The following is a 15,094-nucleotide window of genomic DNA, read 5'->3' as shown; positions in this document are numbered from 1 at the left end:
TTAAGCTGTTAATAGGCATTATCTTCTCCTTTGATCATATTGATGACCGTCATGAAGACAATTTTCACCTCGAGCATTGCCGTCCAGTTCTCCAGATACCAGATATCATGCTGTACTCTTTTCTGCATCGCACCATCTTCTTTGGTCTCTCCCCTGAATCCGTTTACCTGAGCCCAACCTGTAATGCCGGGCTTTAAGAAATGGCGAACCATAAACTGGTTGATGATCGCCCTATACTCTTCAGTATGCTTAAGCATATGTGGCCTGGGACCAACTACACTCATATTTCCCAATAGCACATTAAAGAACTGAGGCAACTCATCAAGACTGGATTTTCTCAGGAACTTTCCGATTGGTGTAATCCGGTCATCGTCTTTAGTCGCCTGTTTCTTATCACTATCATTGTTAACCCTCATACTCCTGAATTTATAACACCAGAAAGGCTCGTCATTCCGTCCGCTTCTGAGTTGTTTAAACAAGACAGGCCCTTTACTTTGCAGTTTAATCAGGATTGCAATCAAAGGGTACAACCAGCTCATCAGGAAAATAATCACCCCCAAACTGAAGGCAATATCAAAAGCCCGTTTTTTAAAACGATTACTGACACTTTCCAGGGGTTCTTTTCGGAGAGAGATTACAGGAAATTCATCTCCCACATAACTGATGGTATAAGGTGTAGCCAGTGTGGTCTCCATATCCGGGATAAACTTTACCCTCAGACAATGTTTATCGGCCACCTCCAGGAAGGTTTTTACTTCCGACATCCGGTGTGGCTCCAAAGAAACATAGATATCTTTCACCCCGCTCAATGCTGCAGTAACCATTTTGGAAATAAACCGGGTAGGTAGATTTCCATTTTCATCTGCATAAATCCTGCTGCCATCATCCAGGTAACCATAAAAATCGATATTATACTGACGGTCCAGATAATGGGCCAGACGACGACCAGTTGGGTTCACACCAATCAGGGCTACTTTCTTATTCACATTAAACCGGTGCACCAGCAAAAACTGGAAGGCAGTCCCCAGAAAACGGTTCAGGACAAATGCCCCCAGAAGTAAAGCATAAAAAACCACGAGAAAGGTTCTTGAAAATTCCACATCTCTGGAAAAAAGCAGGTATAAAGCGAAACCAACCCCATGGAGCGCAATACTGCGCCAGGTTCCCCTGTAAATACGCTCTAATCTTCTCGATCCATAATCAGAATATAAACCGAAGATTACCGAATTGAACATCCACATCAGGTTACAAACTACCATGTAATGCTGCCACAGTTCATAAGAAACTGATTTACCCAGGTATTCGGTAAGATAATAGGATAGGATATAGACCAAATTGAGCATTACGATATCCGTAACGGGCAAGATGTATTTGAGCAAGTACAAGTAACGTGTTTGCATCTGAAATTAGATAAATAGGGTTGAGTTGTTAAGATGTCGTTAATAAATTGTAAGCAAAAAGCCCTCATCTACAAAAACAACCTAAAATATTTGGGTCATCCTAACAAACCTCTTAACATTTACCAAAACTAGCTCGAATACAGATTCAAAATGTCCCCACAAATAGGTATTTTAAGAAAAACAGCAACATTATCACCTCATGATAGGTAGTTTTACAATAAAAAAAAAGGAACTACTTATGAAAATCGCGGTAATAGGAACAGGATATGTAGGTTTAGTAACCGGCACATGCCTTGCAGAGACAGGAAACAATGTAATCTGTGTAGACATTAATAAAACCAAAGTGGAAAAGATGCAAAATGGGATCATCCCCATTTATGAACCTGGTCTTGACACCTTGTTTCTAAGAAATATCTCACAAAACAGGTTGACCTTTACTACAGACCTGGCCCTGGCGGTAAAGGAAGCTCAAATCATCTTTATGGCCCTACCTACCCCTCCTGGTGAGGATGGAACCGCAGACCTTTCTTATATTCTGGGTGCAGCAAAAGACATCTCCAAACTCGTTTCAGAATACAAAATAATTGTCAACAAATCAACTGTACCCGTAGGTACAGCGGATAAAGTACAGGCTGTTTTTGCAGCAAATACCAGTGTAGAGGTTGATGTCATCTCAAATCCTGAATTCTTACGTGAGGGTGTTGCAGTAGAAGACTTTATGAAACCAGACCGCGTAGTCATTGGAACAAAAAGCGAGCGGGCTATCAAACTGATGACTGAACTTTATGGACCTTACGTAAGGCAGGGGAATCCGATTATATTCATGGATGAACGTTCCTCAGAATTAACCAAATATGCAGCCAACTCTTTTCTGGCCACCAAAATTACCTTTATGAATGAGATCGCGAATCTTTGCGAACTTGTTGGTTCTGATGTAGACGCTGTCCGTCGCGGCATTGGCTCAGATGAGCGGATCGGGAAACGCTTTCTCTTCCCCGGACTGGGTTATGGGGGCAGCTGTTTTCCAAAAGACGTACAGGCTTTATCAAAATCAGCAGAAGAAAATTCCTATGATTTTCAAATCCTGAAAGCGGTAATGTCTGTAAATGAAAAACAGAAAACTGTACTCGTTGACAAAGTATTGAAGTACTATGGCAATGACCTTCAGGGAAAACATTTTGCACTCTGGGGTCTAGCATTTAAACCTGAAACAGACGATATCAGAGAAGCCCCGGCATTATACATCATAGATAGCCTGATCAGCAAAGGTGCAACAGTTACCGCATTCGATCCGGAAGGAATGGGAAATGTTAAAGAGCTGATCGGCAATAAGATCACTTATGCAATTGATCAGTATGATGCACTGAAGGGTGCAGACGCCCTGCTCATTGCAACAGAATGGTCCGTATTCAGAAATCCTGATTTTGATCAGATGGAAGAAAGTCTGAGCAACAAAGTAATCTTCGATGGCCGCAATCTATATGATCTTCAAAAAATGATCGACCTTGGATATTATTACAATAGTATCGGCAGAACACTTATCGAAAATGAAGTTTTTATAGGCAACCGATAGATTCATGGATAAAAATAACTATGTACTGATTATGGCAGGAGGTGTCGGAAGCCGCTTCTGGCCGAAAAGCCGCAACCACTTTCCAAAACAATTTCTGGACATTTTAGGAACAGGAAAATCACTCCTGCAAATTACCTATAACCGCTTTTTAAAGATATGTCCGGCTGATCATATTTTTATTGTCACCAATAGCCAGTATAATGACATCATCCTGGATCAGTTAAAAGGAATCTCTCCAGATCAGCTGATCTGTGAGCCCAGCAGAAATAATACCGCACCCTGCATCGCCTACGCATCTTTCAAATTAGCAGCCCTTAATCCGGATGCCAATCTGATTGTAGCGCCTTCTGATCATTTTATCCTGTTCGAGGACATTTTCATAGAACGTCTGCTCTTTGCACTGGCTTATACCAACAAACACGAGGCCCTGGTTACATTGGGAATAAGTCCGGTCAGACCAGATACCGGATACGGATATATTCAGTATGGAAAAGAAACTGAAGAAGGAATTTACAAGGTCGAACAGTTCAGAGAGAAACCCTCACTTCAGAAAGCCCAGGAATATTTATCTGACGGAAATTACCTATGGAATGCGGGAATATTTATATGGAAAGCCAGCGCCATCATCAGTGCCTTAAAAAAATATACGCCAGATATCTATCGCTTATTTGAAAGTGGCAGGGAGTATTATAATACTCCGGAAGAGCAGGCATTTATTGATGAAAACTATTCCAGATCTCCAAACATATCTATAGACTACGCCATTATGGAACAGGCAGATAACATCTATACTATTCCGGCAAACTTCGGATGGTCTGACCTTGGCACCTGGGCATCATTACATGAAACAGCGGATAAAGATTCAGAAAACAATGTAGTAGCAGCCAGACAGATAAATCTCAAAGATACGCAGAACAGCATCATACATATCAATACCAACAAACTTGCTGTTATCAGAGGACTGGACAACTTTATTGTTGTAGATGACGGCAATGCTTTGCTCATTTATCCGAAAGACCAGGAACAGGAGATTAAGGAAGTGGTAAAGCAAATGAGCGAATCATACGGAGATCGCTTTATTTAAATCAACAGAAGGTTAAATCAAAAAGGATACTATGGGTATATACCGCATACAACCAGTAAAACACGCTCTCTTCAGCACCGTATTTATTTTGATGTTCTCCGGTCAGGTTCGCGCACAGCGGCCTGACATTAAATATGAAGTGGAGGCTCAGGTAATTGGTACGACTAACGACGTAGTTCCTTTCTGGATGCGGTCAAACCAATTTGGCTCGATCCCGTTATCAGGCGCATCAGCTGGCTTTATAGGAAGAGCATATAAAGAATATCAGAACTCAAAAAAGATAGACTGGGGTTTTGGTTTTGAAGGAAGAGCCAATGCCGGCAAAGGTTCAAACCTCCAGCTGATCACCGCGTATGCAAAAGTGAAACTTGGGGTGTTTCAATTCAAAGCTGGCAGAACGAAGGATGTAATGGGATTAAATGGGGATACCCTATTGAGCTCTGGCAATTTTTCGGTTTCCGGAAATGCAGCCGGAGTACCGAAACTGGATATTTCTATTCCTGAATATTACAGAATACCCGTTTTCAATGGACTGTTCTCCTTCAAAGGAAACTTCGTACATGGCTGGCTAGGCAGAACACAGATTCTGGACAGCATCTCCCCAACCTCCAAAATCACCTACTATATCAATGATACCAGGCCTAAAAGTTATTTTCATCAGAAATCCCTATACATCAGATTAGGTAAGGCCGACTGGCGACTTAAACTCTATGGAGGATTTAACCACCAGGTCTTCTGGGGAAATGAACAGGCAGCATATGGATCTAACTTCAAATTGTCTCCCGCCGAAACCTTTTTTCATGTCGTTACTGGAAAAGGATATGGCACTAAAGGTGTTCCTACTTCCAAAATCGGAAACCAGCTAGGCTCCATAGACTTTGGCGCGGAATATGACTTCGACGCAGTTAAAGTGATGCTCTATCGCCAGACTTTCTACGATGTAGGGGCATTATCCAAATTGGGCAACATCGCCGATGGCCTGAACGGGATCAGTGTCGAAAACCGGAAATATAAGGATCAAACAAATGGCTTTGCCTGGAAAAAGATATTATTAGAACTGTTTTATTCTAAAGATCAGGCCGGCTATCCCTGGTCTACGTTTACCAAATCAGGAGATGAAGACTATTACAACAATTTCTATTACGTCAATGGATGGTCTTATAACAGCCTTGGCCTGGGGAACCCCTTCATTACACCAAGACATGATGCCAGAAGCGGACAGGCCATAAAAAAAGCCGATTATTTTATCAATAACCGGGTCATTGCACTACACACAGGCCTTACCGGCAGCTTCAACAACTGGAATTTCATGACCAAACTTAGCTACTCCTGGAATTACGGAACGTTTGGAACCAGCATCTATGGAAGCTCAACAGGTCACATCAGAAATCCTCAAACTACAAATATCTTCCAGCCTGTTGAGCAGTTCTCATTCTATTTAGAAGGGACAAAACCATTAAAAAATGGCTACAGCGCAGGTTTTTCGACCGCCATTGATCAGGGAAAACTCCTGAACAACTCCCTCGGATTAATGCTCAAATTAAAAAAGCAATTTCAATAAAACACTAACCAAATATTACCTGTTTAAAACACCTTTCACTTCTGAAAGGTGTTTTTCATATTGATCCACAATTAGCTGCCAGTCATAAATATTGGTAATTTTATCGCTGTTTGCCTTCAGCATTACCTGATATCTACCCTCCTGATACTTCAGCCCTGTCAGGTGATCAGCCACCTGATCTAGGTCATTAAAATAAATAGCATCCTCTCCTAAGATATACCGGTTAAAAGGGTTGTCATTGGCACAGATCAGGCTATTGGAAGCCATTGCTTCCAACAATGAAGGATTTGTTCCTCCCACCGTATGTCCGTGAAAATAGATATTGGAATAATAGCGCAGACTATTCAGAATAGCTATATTATAAATACCTCCAATAAACCGGATCTGTCCGAAAGCGGCATACTTTTCCTTTAAGTAATTTCCATATATCGTTTCATGCTTACCAATCACTAAAAATGGACGGTCAACCGCAGCTTTTACAACCCCATCTAAAATGATCTCTATGCTGTTCTCCGGCTCCAGTCTGGCAATTAACATATCATATTGATAAGAAGACAATCCATAACTTTTAAGTGTGCTTTCCACAGGCTCTTCAAACAGTGTTGCGCCATAGGCGATAAAAGTAGAATCCGCGTTATATTTCTGTTTTAAATAATCCTGAATACCGATGGAATCAGAAATGAGATGATCACTGTATTTAACTCCTAATTTTTCGGCCCATTGCAGAAATTTTCTTACTTTATTGGAGTACTTGGTTCTTTTCCACTCCAATCCGTCCATATTTGTAGTAACCACCACCTTTTTAGGTAATAACCAGCCCCAAACAGAACCGCTGGTATACCCTAACTGAAGGATCACATCACATTTTCTCTTCCTTACATCGAGAATACAATTTAAATCGTATATAAACTGCCCTGCCGTTCCCAATTTATACTCCGGATCATAACAATGACGTAAATTCACACCATTCCATTCATTTTTCTGATAAGGATGATTATGTGAATTATAAACAAGTACCTCATGTCCTTTCTTCACTAAACCCAGCGCTAAATATTCAGCACATTGCTCAAATCCTCCATAATGGTTCGGAATCCCCCGGGTACCTATAATTGCTATTTTCATTGTTGATTAATAAATAAGTCTTGTATGTTATTCCAGATTCTGTTTGCTATATTTTCCATTCCCAGGTCAGAAGGATGCATTCCTACCCCCTTATCCCTGTATTGCCGGATGGCCGTGTTTTTCTCTCTCTCCTGATACAATCCCTGAAGGTCAACATATGCCCAGTTATTTCTGTCAGCAGTTGCTTTCATGATCTTATCAATGTGTTTATTGGGCCAAAAACTGCCTACCAGACAAACCTTTAAATCAGGCCTACCAGACAGTCCTCTAATAAAGCGTTCCAGATGAGTTTCCAGTCCTTGTTTAACCGCTAGCGCATCATCAATATTTTCACCTGTTACCAGGATAACAAGGTCTGCGTTGAATGCCTGATAATCCTTAAAATCATCACTGTTATATTTCCAGAATTGCCGCTCAAAACTATTGGCAATATTACCGGATTTAAATAATGTATTGGGGTGTAATCCCCTGATTTTTGATTCCAGACGATGTACATAATCTTTTTCCGCAGTACTTGCAGCCATCCCCCAATTGCCGGACCATCCCACCGATGCTTTAGCGCCATGATAAGTGATGCTGTTCCCCAGAATCAATACCCGCTTAGGGATCGTATCCAGATAACTATAGCTGCGTGCATAAGCCTGAATCGCTATGAACAGCATGATACTGCTGAAAAAGATTTTTCTAATCATAGATACCTTTAATAACACGGGCAGGAACACCCGCAATGATAGAATTTGCCGGCATACTTTTATTTACCACTGCTCCGGCTGCAATGATGGAATTATCTCCGATAGAAACACCCGCAAGAATGGTCACTTTCGCTCCTATCCAGCAGTTCTCTCCAATGCTAATTTTAGCACGTGTTGTTCCCTGATTTTTAATCAGCTGATTGGGATCCCCATAATTGTGGTTCTCTGGATGACAGCTAAAATATTGTCCGATTATGGTATTATTACCAATAGAAACACCACCAGAGCCGCCAATACTGGCAAACTGACCAATACCCACATGCTTTCCAATATGGATAAATTCTCCCAGATTGTTAAAAGAGGTCGAGATGATCAATTGCGAATAAGCCCCGATCCCTGATGAATCTCCTATGATGAGTTTTCCTTTGCCAAGCCCACTGAGGTATACGCCATAGTCAATCTTCACCCACTTGCCGATAACGATATTCTGACTATTGAAACACCTTACTGCTCCAGCCAGGAAGATCAGCTTTGGCTTTTTCAAATGAAATAGAAGAAAAATAACACCTCTCAAAAGATCGAAACTTTTGTTCCGAACCAAATTGAACAGCGTACGGCTGCTGATATTTTCATCAAATTTGAAGGAGGGGTTTCTTTTAGTAATAATAGCTTGGAACAATCTTTTCATCAATGTATTTCTTTGTTTATTTCAGCGCCTCCTTAACGGCACGTAAAAATTTATTTTGGTATTGCTGTGATGGAGTAAGCCAGGCGCCTTCGCCATATTCATTCCAGGCATAGATCATAGCCACTTGTACTCCTTCACCGGAGGGATGATTCTCCAGTGTCCATTTTTTTAATCCCTTTACAGATTGATATACCGAAGCCGGAGAATAACCATCGAAATGAGGAGAAGCCTTTTTTACCTTATTCGTTTCGTCCCAGGGGCGTGGGTCCCAGTTAAGCGTACTAACCGGCATATACGGCATTCCCAATTTTAGGAAACCAGCCCAAACCGATTGTTCTTTTGGGCTCAAAGCCGCAATCGGACTCACTGATTGCCCTGCAATTAAAGTCTGATCATGGTAATTATAGCCGGTCAACAGATCAAAGCCGCATGCTTTCGCAAGATCAGCATCTGCCTGTTTGGGAGCCACACAAATGGCAATCTGCACACCTTCCAGGCCCCTGGCCTTTGCATCTGCCCTCAATTTATCTAATGCTGATTTAATCTTTACCGGAGAGCCAAATGTACTGAGCAACATGCGCAGACTCAGGAAAGTCAGCAATGGCTTTTTCTTAAATTTCAGATAGGCTTCATCCTCAAACAAATCAATCCAGGTTTTCGTCACCCGATCCCAATCAGCCGGACCAATCAGGTATCCATAATGATTGGCCACCAGCAGGTTGAACTTCAGGCCTTTTTTTTCTTTTGCCTTTACAAACAGATTGAGTGCATTATTTCTGGGCTCGGCCAGGTTCTTTTTAGATAAATCAGAATCATACCAGCAAAAACTAAAAAAATCAATATTTGCTTCCACAGCTGCAGTAATCTGCTTTTGAATAATTTCCGGCCTGCTCGTAATCCAGCCCCAAACAGGCTTTCTTCCTTTAAAATCCTCCCGTAAAGACCTGGTAATATGACTGGTCTTTCCTGTCCAGCCATCAAAATAATAGGCGCCAACGCGTAGCTCCCCGGCAGCTTTATCCTGAGCATAAAGCTCCGTTTTCCAGATACCACATGTAGCGATTAAAAGTAAAAATCCTATTCCTGCCTTGCTGTTCATACTTTCCGGTTTTAAAGTTTCAAACGACCTTATTATTATTTCAAACCAGTTCTTCTTTAAAAACGGAATCCAGTTTTTTATAAAATCCGTTTAAAGAAAACTTCTCATCAAAAGATCTTTTTGCATTCTTTCCATGTTGCTCCAATAACTTTCTGTCGTTGGCATATTTACTTAAAGCGTTTACAAATGAAGCTTTATTATTGGGCTCAAATAAGTACCCGCTTACATCGTCTTCAATAATTTCCGGCAATCCACCATGATTTGCTGCAACAACAGGTTTATAAAGACTCATGGCTTCTATAGCAATCCTCCCGAAGGGCTCTGGCTTTGTGCTCGGTACAATCACCACATCAGACCAGGCATAGATTTCGGCCGTATCCGAAACAAAATCTAAAAACTCAACCTGACCGTTCAATCCCAGCTGATCCACCTTCTTTTTAAGCTGTATCACTAAATCTTCATTTCCTGCAGAAGTACTGCCGACAATTCTTAGCAGAACCGGAGAAGATTTCATATTCACCAGGGATTCAATTGCGAAATCCTGACCTTTCCAGCCATTGATCCTGCCAATCAGCAAAACGCGCAGGGGCATATTTGAGGGGCCTGTTATCTCATCGATGTTTCTTTCTCCAAATCCTTCAAACGCATTGTGAATCACCACACTGTTATCCAGTTTTTCAAAGCTCTTTAAAGTAGAATAAGAGTTGAATATAATTTTTGATCCGGCCTGTTTCAAAAAAGCAGACAACACTTTACTGATCAATTTATTAGGAATCTCCCTGATGTGGATAATCTTCATCTGGCGAAGGAAAGGCGCCAGAAGGTAAAAATCCAGAATCACGGAAGTGTTGGCATACACGATATCATATTCATTGAATAATTTCTTTTTAGCACGAAACTGAAATAAAGGAAAAAGGATTTTCCCCCATTGCAACTTCATTAAATAAGTTTTACTCAATAAAGAAAGCGTCATATATTTAATATCCACGCTTAGCTTTTCCAACTCCAGTACCAATGGTCCTGTACGTGGAAGCACGACTGTTATTTTCTCAAAATCGCCAGACTGACTAAGGTACTGGATAACCTGTAAAAAGCTCCTGTCAGAACCATACATATCAGCACTTTGGTGTACACAAATAATTTTCATCGGTTTTCGTATTTGCTTATTGTTCTTCAGAATTCCTTACTTCAGGAACCTCATATCATGATATTTTAACGCCATTTTCAGAGAAACGGCCTTGCTATAAAAATAAGCCAGCACCAGGGCGACCGGCCTGTCCGATAAAATTTTTGGCCAGGTAGCCTTCAGGTTTCTGAACCTGCTTAACATCACATCGGCCGAAGGATTCGACCACAACACCGTATCATGATCAAACTTTATCCGAAGCACATAGAGCTGTTTTTCAAATTTTGAAAACCTTAACATAAAACTAGTATCAATTCCATACAGGTTCAGGCGCTCATCAAATTCCATCTGATGCGCGAGAAAGACCTTAACAGAAATGACCATACCGCTGGTAATGGCCAGTACATTTTTAGAACTGATGAGTCCGGTTTTTATCTTTTCCCAATGTTTACCCTTAAAATAAACGAAGGACCCCGGGCTCACCACTTTTCTGTTGTTCATCACAATAGGAAGAAAAAGAGAAATATGAGGAAAGCCCAGAATCGCAATCTTTAATTTATCAAAATAAAACTCAGGAAACTCGCTGTCCTGATCCAGCAATAAGGCATAATCATAAGTGTTCGAACGCAGCACCTGGTTGTATAACTTCGACAACCATACATTTTCAGGACTGGAGATGTACTGAAATTTATCAAACTCACCCGCTAAACCCGACACCTCCTGTTCCGGAGAAGGCTCCGGACTGTTATCCCAAATCACCAGCTCCACCTCAAACAAGGCTCTGTTTTGCAAAAGCAAGTGGCTGATTGTAGGAGATTCCGAGATCTTCTTTTTATAAAGGACCACCAGAACAATTAATTTCGGTTTTGATGATGCGGTAGTTTTCGTTAAAGGTTTCATCTGTGTCTACTTTAGTTGTAAATGGCCAGCCTTCGGTCAATTAATTTCTCATAAGAGTTCTCTTCGCTTAAGGTAATCCGGGCATTCGTCAATAACTGTTGGCCCAAATCTTTACTCTCCAGTATTCTGGCAATAGCAGAACAAAATTCCTGTGGAGAATTTCCAATTAAGCAATCATATCCGTTTCTAAAACATAATCCTTCTGCCCCCACCTCTGTAGAAACGAATGGGATTCCTGCATTAACGGCTTCGATAATTTTCATTCTGATCCCGCTGCCAATACGGATGGGCACGATAAAGATGCTGTTAGCTAATTCCTTATTGAGGTCCTCTACATAGCCCAGAAAGCTAACTGCATCTAACAATCCGGCATAGCTGTCAATAGTCGGCTGATGCCATTTACCAATTATAGAAAACTTCAGATCAGGGTATTTTGATTTCAAAGGCATCCAGCAGTTCATCAAAAACCAGTCTACCCCCTCCTTATTCGGGAAATGATCTTCCCCACCCAGGAAAACCAGCTTATTCACAGATGAAAAATCAACTGCTGATTTCCCGGCTTTAATCGGAACCGGAGAAGACACCAGAACTGGTTTCTGTATATCTTTTTCCAAGAGCAGCTTATCCACATCAGACAGGGTACAAACCATATCATATTCCTCCAGAGCAGAAAGCTCAAACATCTTATTTTTTTTATAGATGTGTTTCAGAAAGCCTGACTTGAAACTAAAAAGTTCCAGCTCCCTCTTTTCTCTGACGAACCTGATTTCATGATGAACAAAAATCCGGTAGGAACTACGCGGAATATATTTAGCAAAAGAGATCAGCTGATGGAATTCAACCTGAACATATTCAAAACTATCTTCCAGTAATACATTTCTAAAATGGTCAATAAATCCCCTTGGAAATCCAAAGCTTTTAGACCTGAAGAGCGTGGTATTCAGCTTGAGTAATTTATCCAGATTGGTCTTACAACCAAAGAAAAAAACGCCTTTACCAACCAAACGGTTAAAGAATTCAGAGAAACGGAATATGATATCTCCGAACTTATCAGAAAAAGTTTTCTCCGTAATCAGGTAAGGTTTAAAGTTTACGTTTTTCCATAATTTTTTCAGCTCCTCCAGATCTTTCTGATCTTCGGGTTTCATCGTAAAGGCAATCGTCATATTAAAATGATGACGCAATTCATTATTGAATTCAAATTGAGCTATTCTTCCACCAGAATTTAGAGGGAATGGCATATAGGGGGTAACAATCAGTATATTCCTCATTGGTTTCTGTATTTAATTGAAAAAAAAGTTATAAAAAGAAATATTGGCAAAATGGCTGTTGAGAAAGGAGCCCAACCTGTTAGACCGTAAATAATGTAAGCTACAAAGAGCCCGACTAATGTAAGAGAGAGCACCTCATTACGCCCCTCCTTAATTTCTTTTTTTGCTTTAAATATGTTACCAAATAAAAAATAGACCCATATAAGAATTCCGACGATCCCAATTTCACTTAAGACAATCAAATGAATGTTATGTATTGGATTGACCGAAAAGAAGTCGTCCATAGTTACCTGGCTTACAATACCCAGGTGTTGTGAGATATAGGAAAGGTGTGCATTCAAGCCCACCCCGATCACAGGTGAAGCCTCAAATATATTAAAGGCCATCAGCCAGTGCACCATCCTGTTATCGTACTGATCCGAAGAGTCACTCTGAAGAAACAAAGCACTCAAAGGAGAATACACAATCAGATACACCAACACCAACACTGTAGGCACGACAAATTTTAAAATATTAGCAATTGAAAAGATATTTTTCTGTGCGTTCTTATCAATATAATAACAAGAGAACAGCGTAATGATTAAAGCCAGATACGAGGTCCTCGAATAAGTCAGAAAAAGTGTCAGGATACAAATTCCCAAACATATTGCACTTGCCTTTCTTTTGAAATTATACAAATAGGTAGCAAGAAAAAAGGAGGAAGCGATCACCATAAATAAGGCTAACCGCCCCGGGTGATTAAAAAAGCCAACCGCTCCGCTTCTGGTGTCCAGTCTGGTTGCCCAGATTTCTGCAGATTCATGAAATAGCCTGGTTACCGCAGAGATACCCAGAACAGGAAAACAAATGGCCAGAAAAAACTGAGTATAGGCCAGCCATTTCAATCCATCAAAAAGGCCATTAACCACATCAGACTCATCCAGAAAGCTACTCAGCAGCTTAAATAAAAGAATATTCGACAGAAAAAAAATGGCCAGCACCCAGGTTCCGGTATAAAAAGTATTGTATGGATTCAGGAAAGAAACGATCAGCAAGACACAAAATCCGTTGATCCAGTTATTGAGTTTAAAGGAATAATTTATAAACCTCCGTTTCGCATAAGGCAGTACTGCAACAATTAACCCGATACATAGCGAAATGATATAGATCGGCTGTACAGTCCCCGCAATATCATTTAGCTTTGGGGTATTTAAAGCTTTTCCAAATTCAAATGGAATACAGAATATAAAAAAGCTGACCCATAAGTATTTCGTATCCTTTTTTTTCGTCTTAAGGATAACCGTTCTAAGCAGATAAATCGAGATTATAATAAATAATAGAATCCCTTTACCCATGGGTATAATTGTTACTTGTTTCTAGTTTAACCTTCTGTATATTCTTTTTAACACTGTCCTCGATAGCTGCAAAGTTTTTAGTAAAGAGCAGAATCTTCTCTTTTGATTCACTCAGCTTATCATAATCTATCAGGCAGGTATTCGGATCCACATCAAATAATTTGACCATTCCCTCAAACTTGTTGGCATAAGAAACACCAAACATCGGCTTAGAAAAAGTCAGCCCGGAGATTCCTAAATGCATCCTTCCGGTAATGGTAAAATCAACCTGTGCAACATAACCTTTAAGCTCTACTCCATTTTTGATCTGATCAGTATAGAAGCAGTCGACAGACTTAGCCTTAAAGTATTCGTTCAAAATCTTACTGATGGTACTATCGCTCGCCTCATCACAAATCGGCCTGATGTCATGATATAGGAATACAAAAGCATAATTTCCTACTTCTAAAAAGCCTTCCAGCAACTTTTTAAAGCCCGACAAGTAGTTTTCAAAACCAATTTTTTTAGCCTGAATGGCATTCGGACAAACCCCTATTATTGTTTTTCCATTCGCCTTCGCAGTGCTCACCCATGCCTGATAATCATCATAAATTTTACTCTCATAACTATTAGGCACATCAGGGCAGATAAAAGCGATGTCATTCGTTAAGATCAACCGGTCAGTATCAATAAAATCTTTCATCCTGGTATAGGATTCCACATCTCTGATTTTCAACCTCACATCTTTAGCTACCTTAATGAATTTTGCCTTTACAACTGGAAGTATATTTTTGCTTACACTAAATCCGGAAATCTGCGCTTTTACCCCAATACGATGTGCCAGCTCAATTACCCGCAACCTATTGATGGAATTATGAACACGGTAGGTTCCGTCCATAATGTCTGCGCCAATCACATAAACCAGCGAACAGTTTTTAATCAGCAACAACAGTTTTAGAAAATTCACTTTATCGTTAAAACCATCAATAAACTCTATATTCTTATTGATCTTCTTATAATCTTCACGAATGATCTTAAATCCATTCAGGATACAAACCGGAGTACCATTTGCGAAATTATTCATGAAACTGGTAATCATGATATCTTCTCCAAAACCACCGTTCAGGTTAGCAGCCGGCAACACTAAAATTTTATTCGCATTCTTTTTAGCTTTTATAAAAAAAGAACAGAAAAGGGCCACAGACCAGAAAAATTCAACATATAACCCCTTAAATAGCTGCTTAAAATTGTTCATCATTAAAAAT

At 40.3% G+C, this 15,094-nt stretch carries 13 protein-coding genes; 3 read left to right on the top strand and 10 right to left on the bottom strand.

Going from position 1 to position 15,094, the window contains the following annotated elements:
* Positions 1–8: 8 nt before the first annotated feature.
* Positions 9–1,400, bottom strand: coding sequence for an undecaprenyl-phosphate glucose phosphotransferase (locus BFS30_RS09830; RefSeq protein WP_069379133.1), 1,392 nt, complete (start codon positions 1,398–1,400; stop codon positions 9–11).
* A 238-nt stretch (positions 1,401–1,638) separates the two neighbouring features.
* Between BFS30_RS09830 and BFS30_RS09825 the strand changes: the two genes are divergently transcribed.
* The 3 genes from BFS30_RS09825 to BFS30_RS09815 are packed head-to-tail and all read left to right on the top strand — an operon-like array spanning position 1,639 to position 5,618.
* On the top strand, positions 1,639–2,973 hold the full coding sequence (locus BFS30_RS09825) for a UDP-glucose dehydrogenase family protein (RefSeq protein WP_069379132.1): 1,335 nt from the start codon (positions 1,639–1,641) through the stop codon (positions 2,971–2,973).
* Positions 2,974–2,977: 4 nt separating this feature from the next.
* On the top strand, positions 2,978–4,057 hold the full coding sequence (locus tag BFS30_RS09820; protein WP_069379131.1) for a mannose-1-phosphate guanylyltransferase: 1,080 nt from the start codon (positions 2,978–2,980) through the stop codon (positions 4,055–4,057).
* 31 nt (positions 4,058–4,088) lie between these two features.
* On the top strand, positions 4,089–5,618 hold the full coding sequence (locus tag BFS30_RS09815; protein WP_069379130.1) for a capsule assembly Wzi family protein: 1,530 nt from the start codon (positions 4,089–4,091) through the stop codon (positions 5,616–5,618).
* Positions 5,619–5,633: 15 nt separating this feature from the next.
* Here the strand turns inward: BFS30_RS09815 and BFS30_RS09810 are convergent, their stop codons facing one another.
* The 9 genes from BFS30_RS09810 to BFS30_RS09770 are packed head-to-tail and all read right to left on the bottom strand — an operon-like array spanning position 5,634 to position 15,087.
* Complete coding sequence (locus tag BFS30_RS09810; RefSeq protein WP_069379129.1) at positions 5,634–6,740, bottom strand: DUF1972 domain-containing protein; 1,107 nt, start codon at positions 6,738–6,740, stop codon at positions 5,634–5,636.
* Positions 6,737–7,432: an SGNH/GDSL hydrolase family protein gene (locus BFS30_RS09805; RefSeq protein WP_069379128.1), complete on the bottom strand. Its 696-nt coding sequence runs from the start codon at positions 7,430–7,432 to the stop codon at positions 6,737–6,739. Before BFS30_RS09805 ends, BFS30_RS09810 begins: the two co-directional genes overlap by 4 nt.
* Entirely contained in the window at positions 7,425–8,120 is a 696-nt protein-coding gene (locus BFS30_RS09800; protein ID WP_069379127.1) for an acyltransferase, read from the bottom strand. Before BFS30_RS09800 ends, BFS30_RS09805 begins: the two co-directional genes overlap by 8 nt.
* 16 nt (positions 8,121–8,136) lie before the next feature.
* Positions 8,137–9,219 (bottom strand): glycoside hydrolase family 99-like domain-containing protein, encoded by a 1,083-nt coding sequence (locus BFS30_RS09795; protein WP_069379126.1) that lies wholly within the window; start codon positions 9,217–9,219, stop codon positions 8,137–8,139.
* A 40-nt stretch (positions 9,220–9,259) separates the two neighbouring features.
* Positions 9,260–10,366 (bottom strand): glycosyltransferase family 4 protein, encoded by a 1,107-nt coding sequence (locus BFS30_RS09790; protein WP_083252006.1) that lies wholly within the window; start codon positions 10,364–10,366, stop codon positions 9,260–9,262.
* Between the two features lie 36 nt (positions 10,367–10,402).
* Positions 10,403–11,245, bottom strand: a complete 843-nt coding sequence (locus BFS30_RS09785) for a glycosyltransferase (protein WP_069379124.1) — start codon at positions 11,243–11,245, stop codon at positions 10,403–10,405.
* A gap of 11 nt (positions 11,246–11,256) precedes the next feature.
* Complete coding sequence (locus tag BFS30_RS09780) at positions 11,257–12,516, bottom strand: glycosyltransferase (RefSeq protein ID WP_069379123.1); 1,260 nt, start codon at positions 12,514–12,516, stop codon at positions 11,257–11,259.
* A complete protein-coding gene (locus BFS30_RS09775) occupies positions 12,513–13,850 on the bottom strand; it encodes an O-antigen ligase family protein (protein WP_069379122.1) in 1,338 nt (445 codons plus the stop codon). The genes BFS30_RS09780 and BFS30_RS09775 overlap by 4 nt, the downstream gene beginning before the upstream one ends.
* On the bottom strand, positions 13,843–15,087 hold the full coding sequence (locus BFS30_RS09770; RefSeq protein WP_083252005.1) for a polysaccharide pyruvyl transferase family protein: 1,245 nt from the start codon (positions 15,085–15,087) through the stop codon (positions 13,843–13,845). The genes BFS30_RS09775 and BFS30_RS09770 overlap by 8 nt, the downstream gene beginning before the upstream one ends.
* Positions 15,088–15,094 lie beyond the last annotated feature (7 nt).

The organism is Pedobacter steynii (assembly GCF_001721645.1).
GTDB lineage: Bacteria > Bacteroidota > Bacteroidia > Sphingobacteriales > Sphingobacteriaceae > Pedobacter > Pedobacter steynii_A.
Note: the sequence above shows the minus strand (reverse complement) of the source record. Positions and strands in the feature narration are given on the sequence as shown.

Excerpts from the sequence above, each read along its gene's own strand:
- BFS30_RS09830 (WP_069379133.1), bottom strand. The coding sequence starts at position 1,400 with ATGCAAACACGTTACTTGTACTTGCTCAAATACATCTTGCCCGTTACG.
- BFS30_RS09825 (WP_069379132.1), top strand. The coding sequence starts at position 1,639 with ATGAAAATCGCGGTAATAGGAACAGGATATGTAGGTTTAGTAACCGGC.
- BFS30_RS09820 (WP_069379131.1), top strand. The coding sequence starts at position 2,978 with ATGGATAAAAATAACTATGTACTGATTATGGCAGGAGGTGTCGGAAGC.
- BFS30_RS09815 (WP_069379130.1), top strand. The coding sequence starts at position 4,089 with ATGGGTATATACCGCATACAACCAGTAAAACACGCTCTCTTCAGCACC.
- BFS30_RS09810 (WP_069379129.1), bottom strand. The coding sequence starts at position 6,740 with ATGAAAATAGCAATTATAGGTACCCGGGGGATTCCGAACCATTATGGA.
- BFS30_RS09805 (WP_069379128.1), bottom strand. The coding sequence starts at position 7,432 with ATGATTAGAAAAATCTTTTTCAGCAGTATCATGCTGTTCATAGCGATT.
- BFS30_RS09800 (WP_069379127.1), bottom strand. The coding sequence starts at position 8,120 with ATGAAAAGATTGTTCCAAGCTATTATTACTAAAAGAAACCCCTCCTTC.
- BFS30_RS09795 (WP_069379126.1), bottom strand. The coding sequence starts at position 9,219 with ATGAACAGCAAGGCAGGAATAGGATTTTTACTTTTAATCGCTACATGT.
- BFS30_RS09790 (WP_083252006.1), bottom strand. The coding sequence starts at position 10,366 with ATGAAAATTATTTGTGTACACCAAAGTGCTGATATGTATGGTTCTGAC.
- BFS30_RS09785 (WP_069379124.1), bottom strand. The coding sequence starts at position 11,245 with ATGAAACCTTTAACGAAAACTACCGCATCATCAAAACCGAAATTAATT.
- BFS30_RS09780 (WP_069379123.1), bottom strand. The coding sequence starts at position 12,516 with ATGAGGAATATACTGATTGTTACCCCCTATATGCCATTCCCTCTAAAT.
- BFS30_RS09775 (WP_069379122.1), bottom strand. The coding sequence starts at position 13,850 with ATGGGTAAAGGGATTCTATTATTTATTATAATCTCGATTTATCTGCTT.
- BFS30_RS09770 (WP_083252005.1), bottom strand. The coding sequence starts at position 15,087 with ATGATGAACAATTTTAAGCAGCTATTTAAGGGGTTATATGTTGAATTT.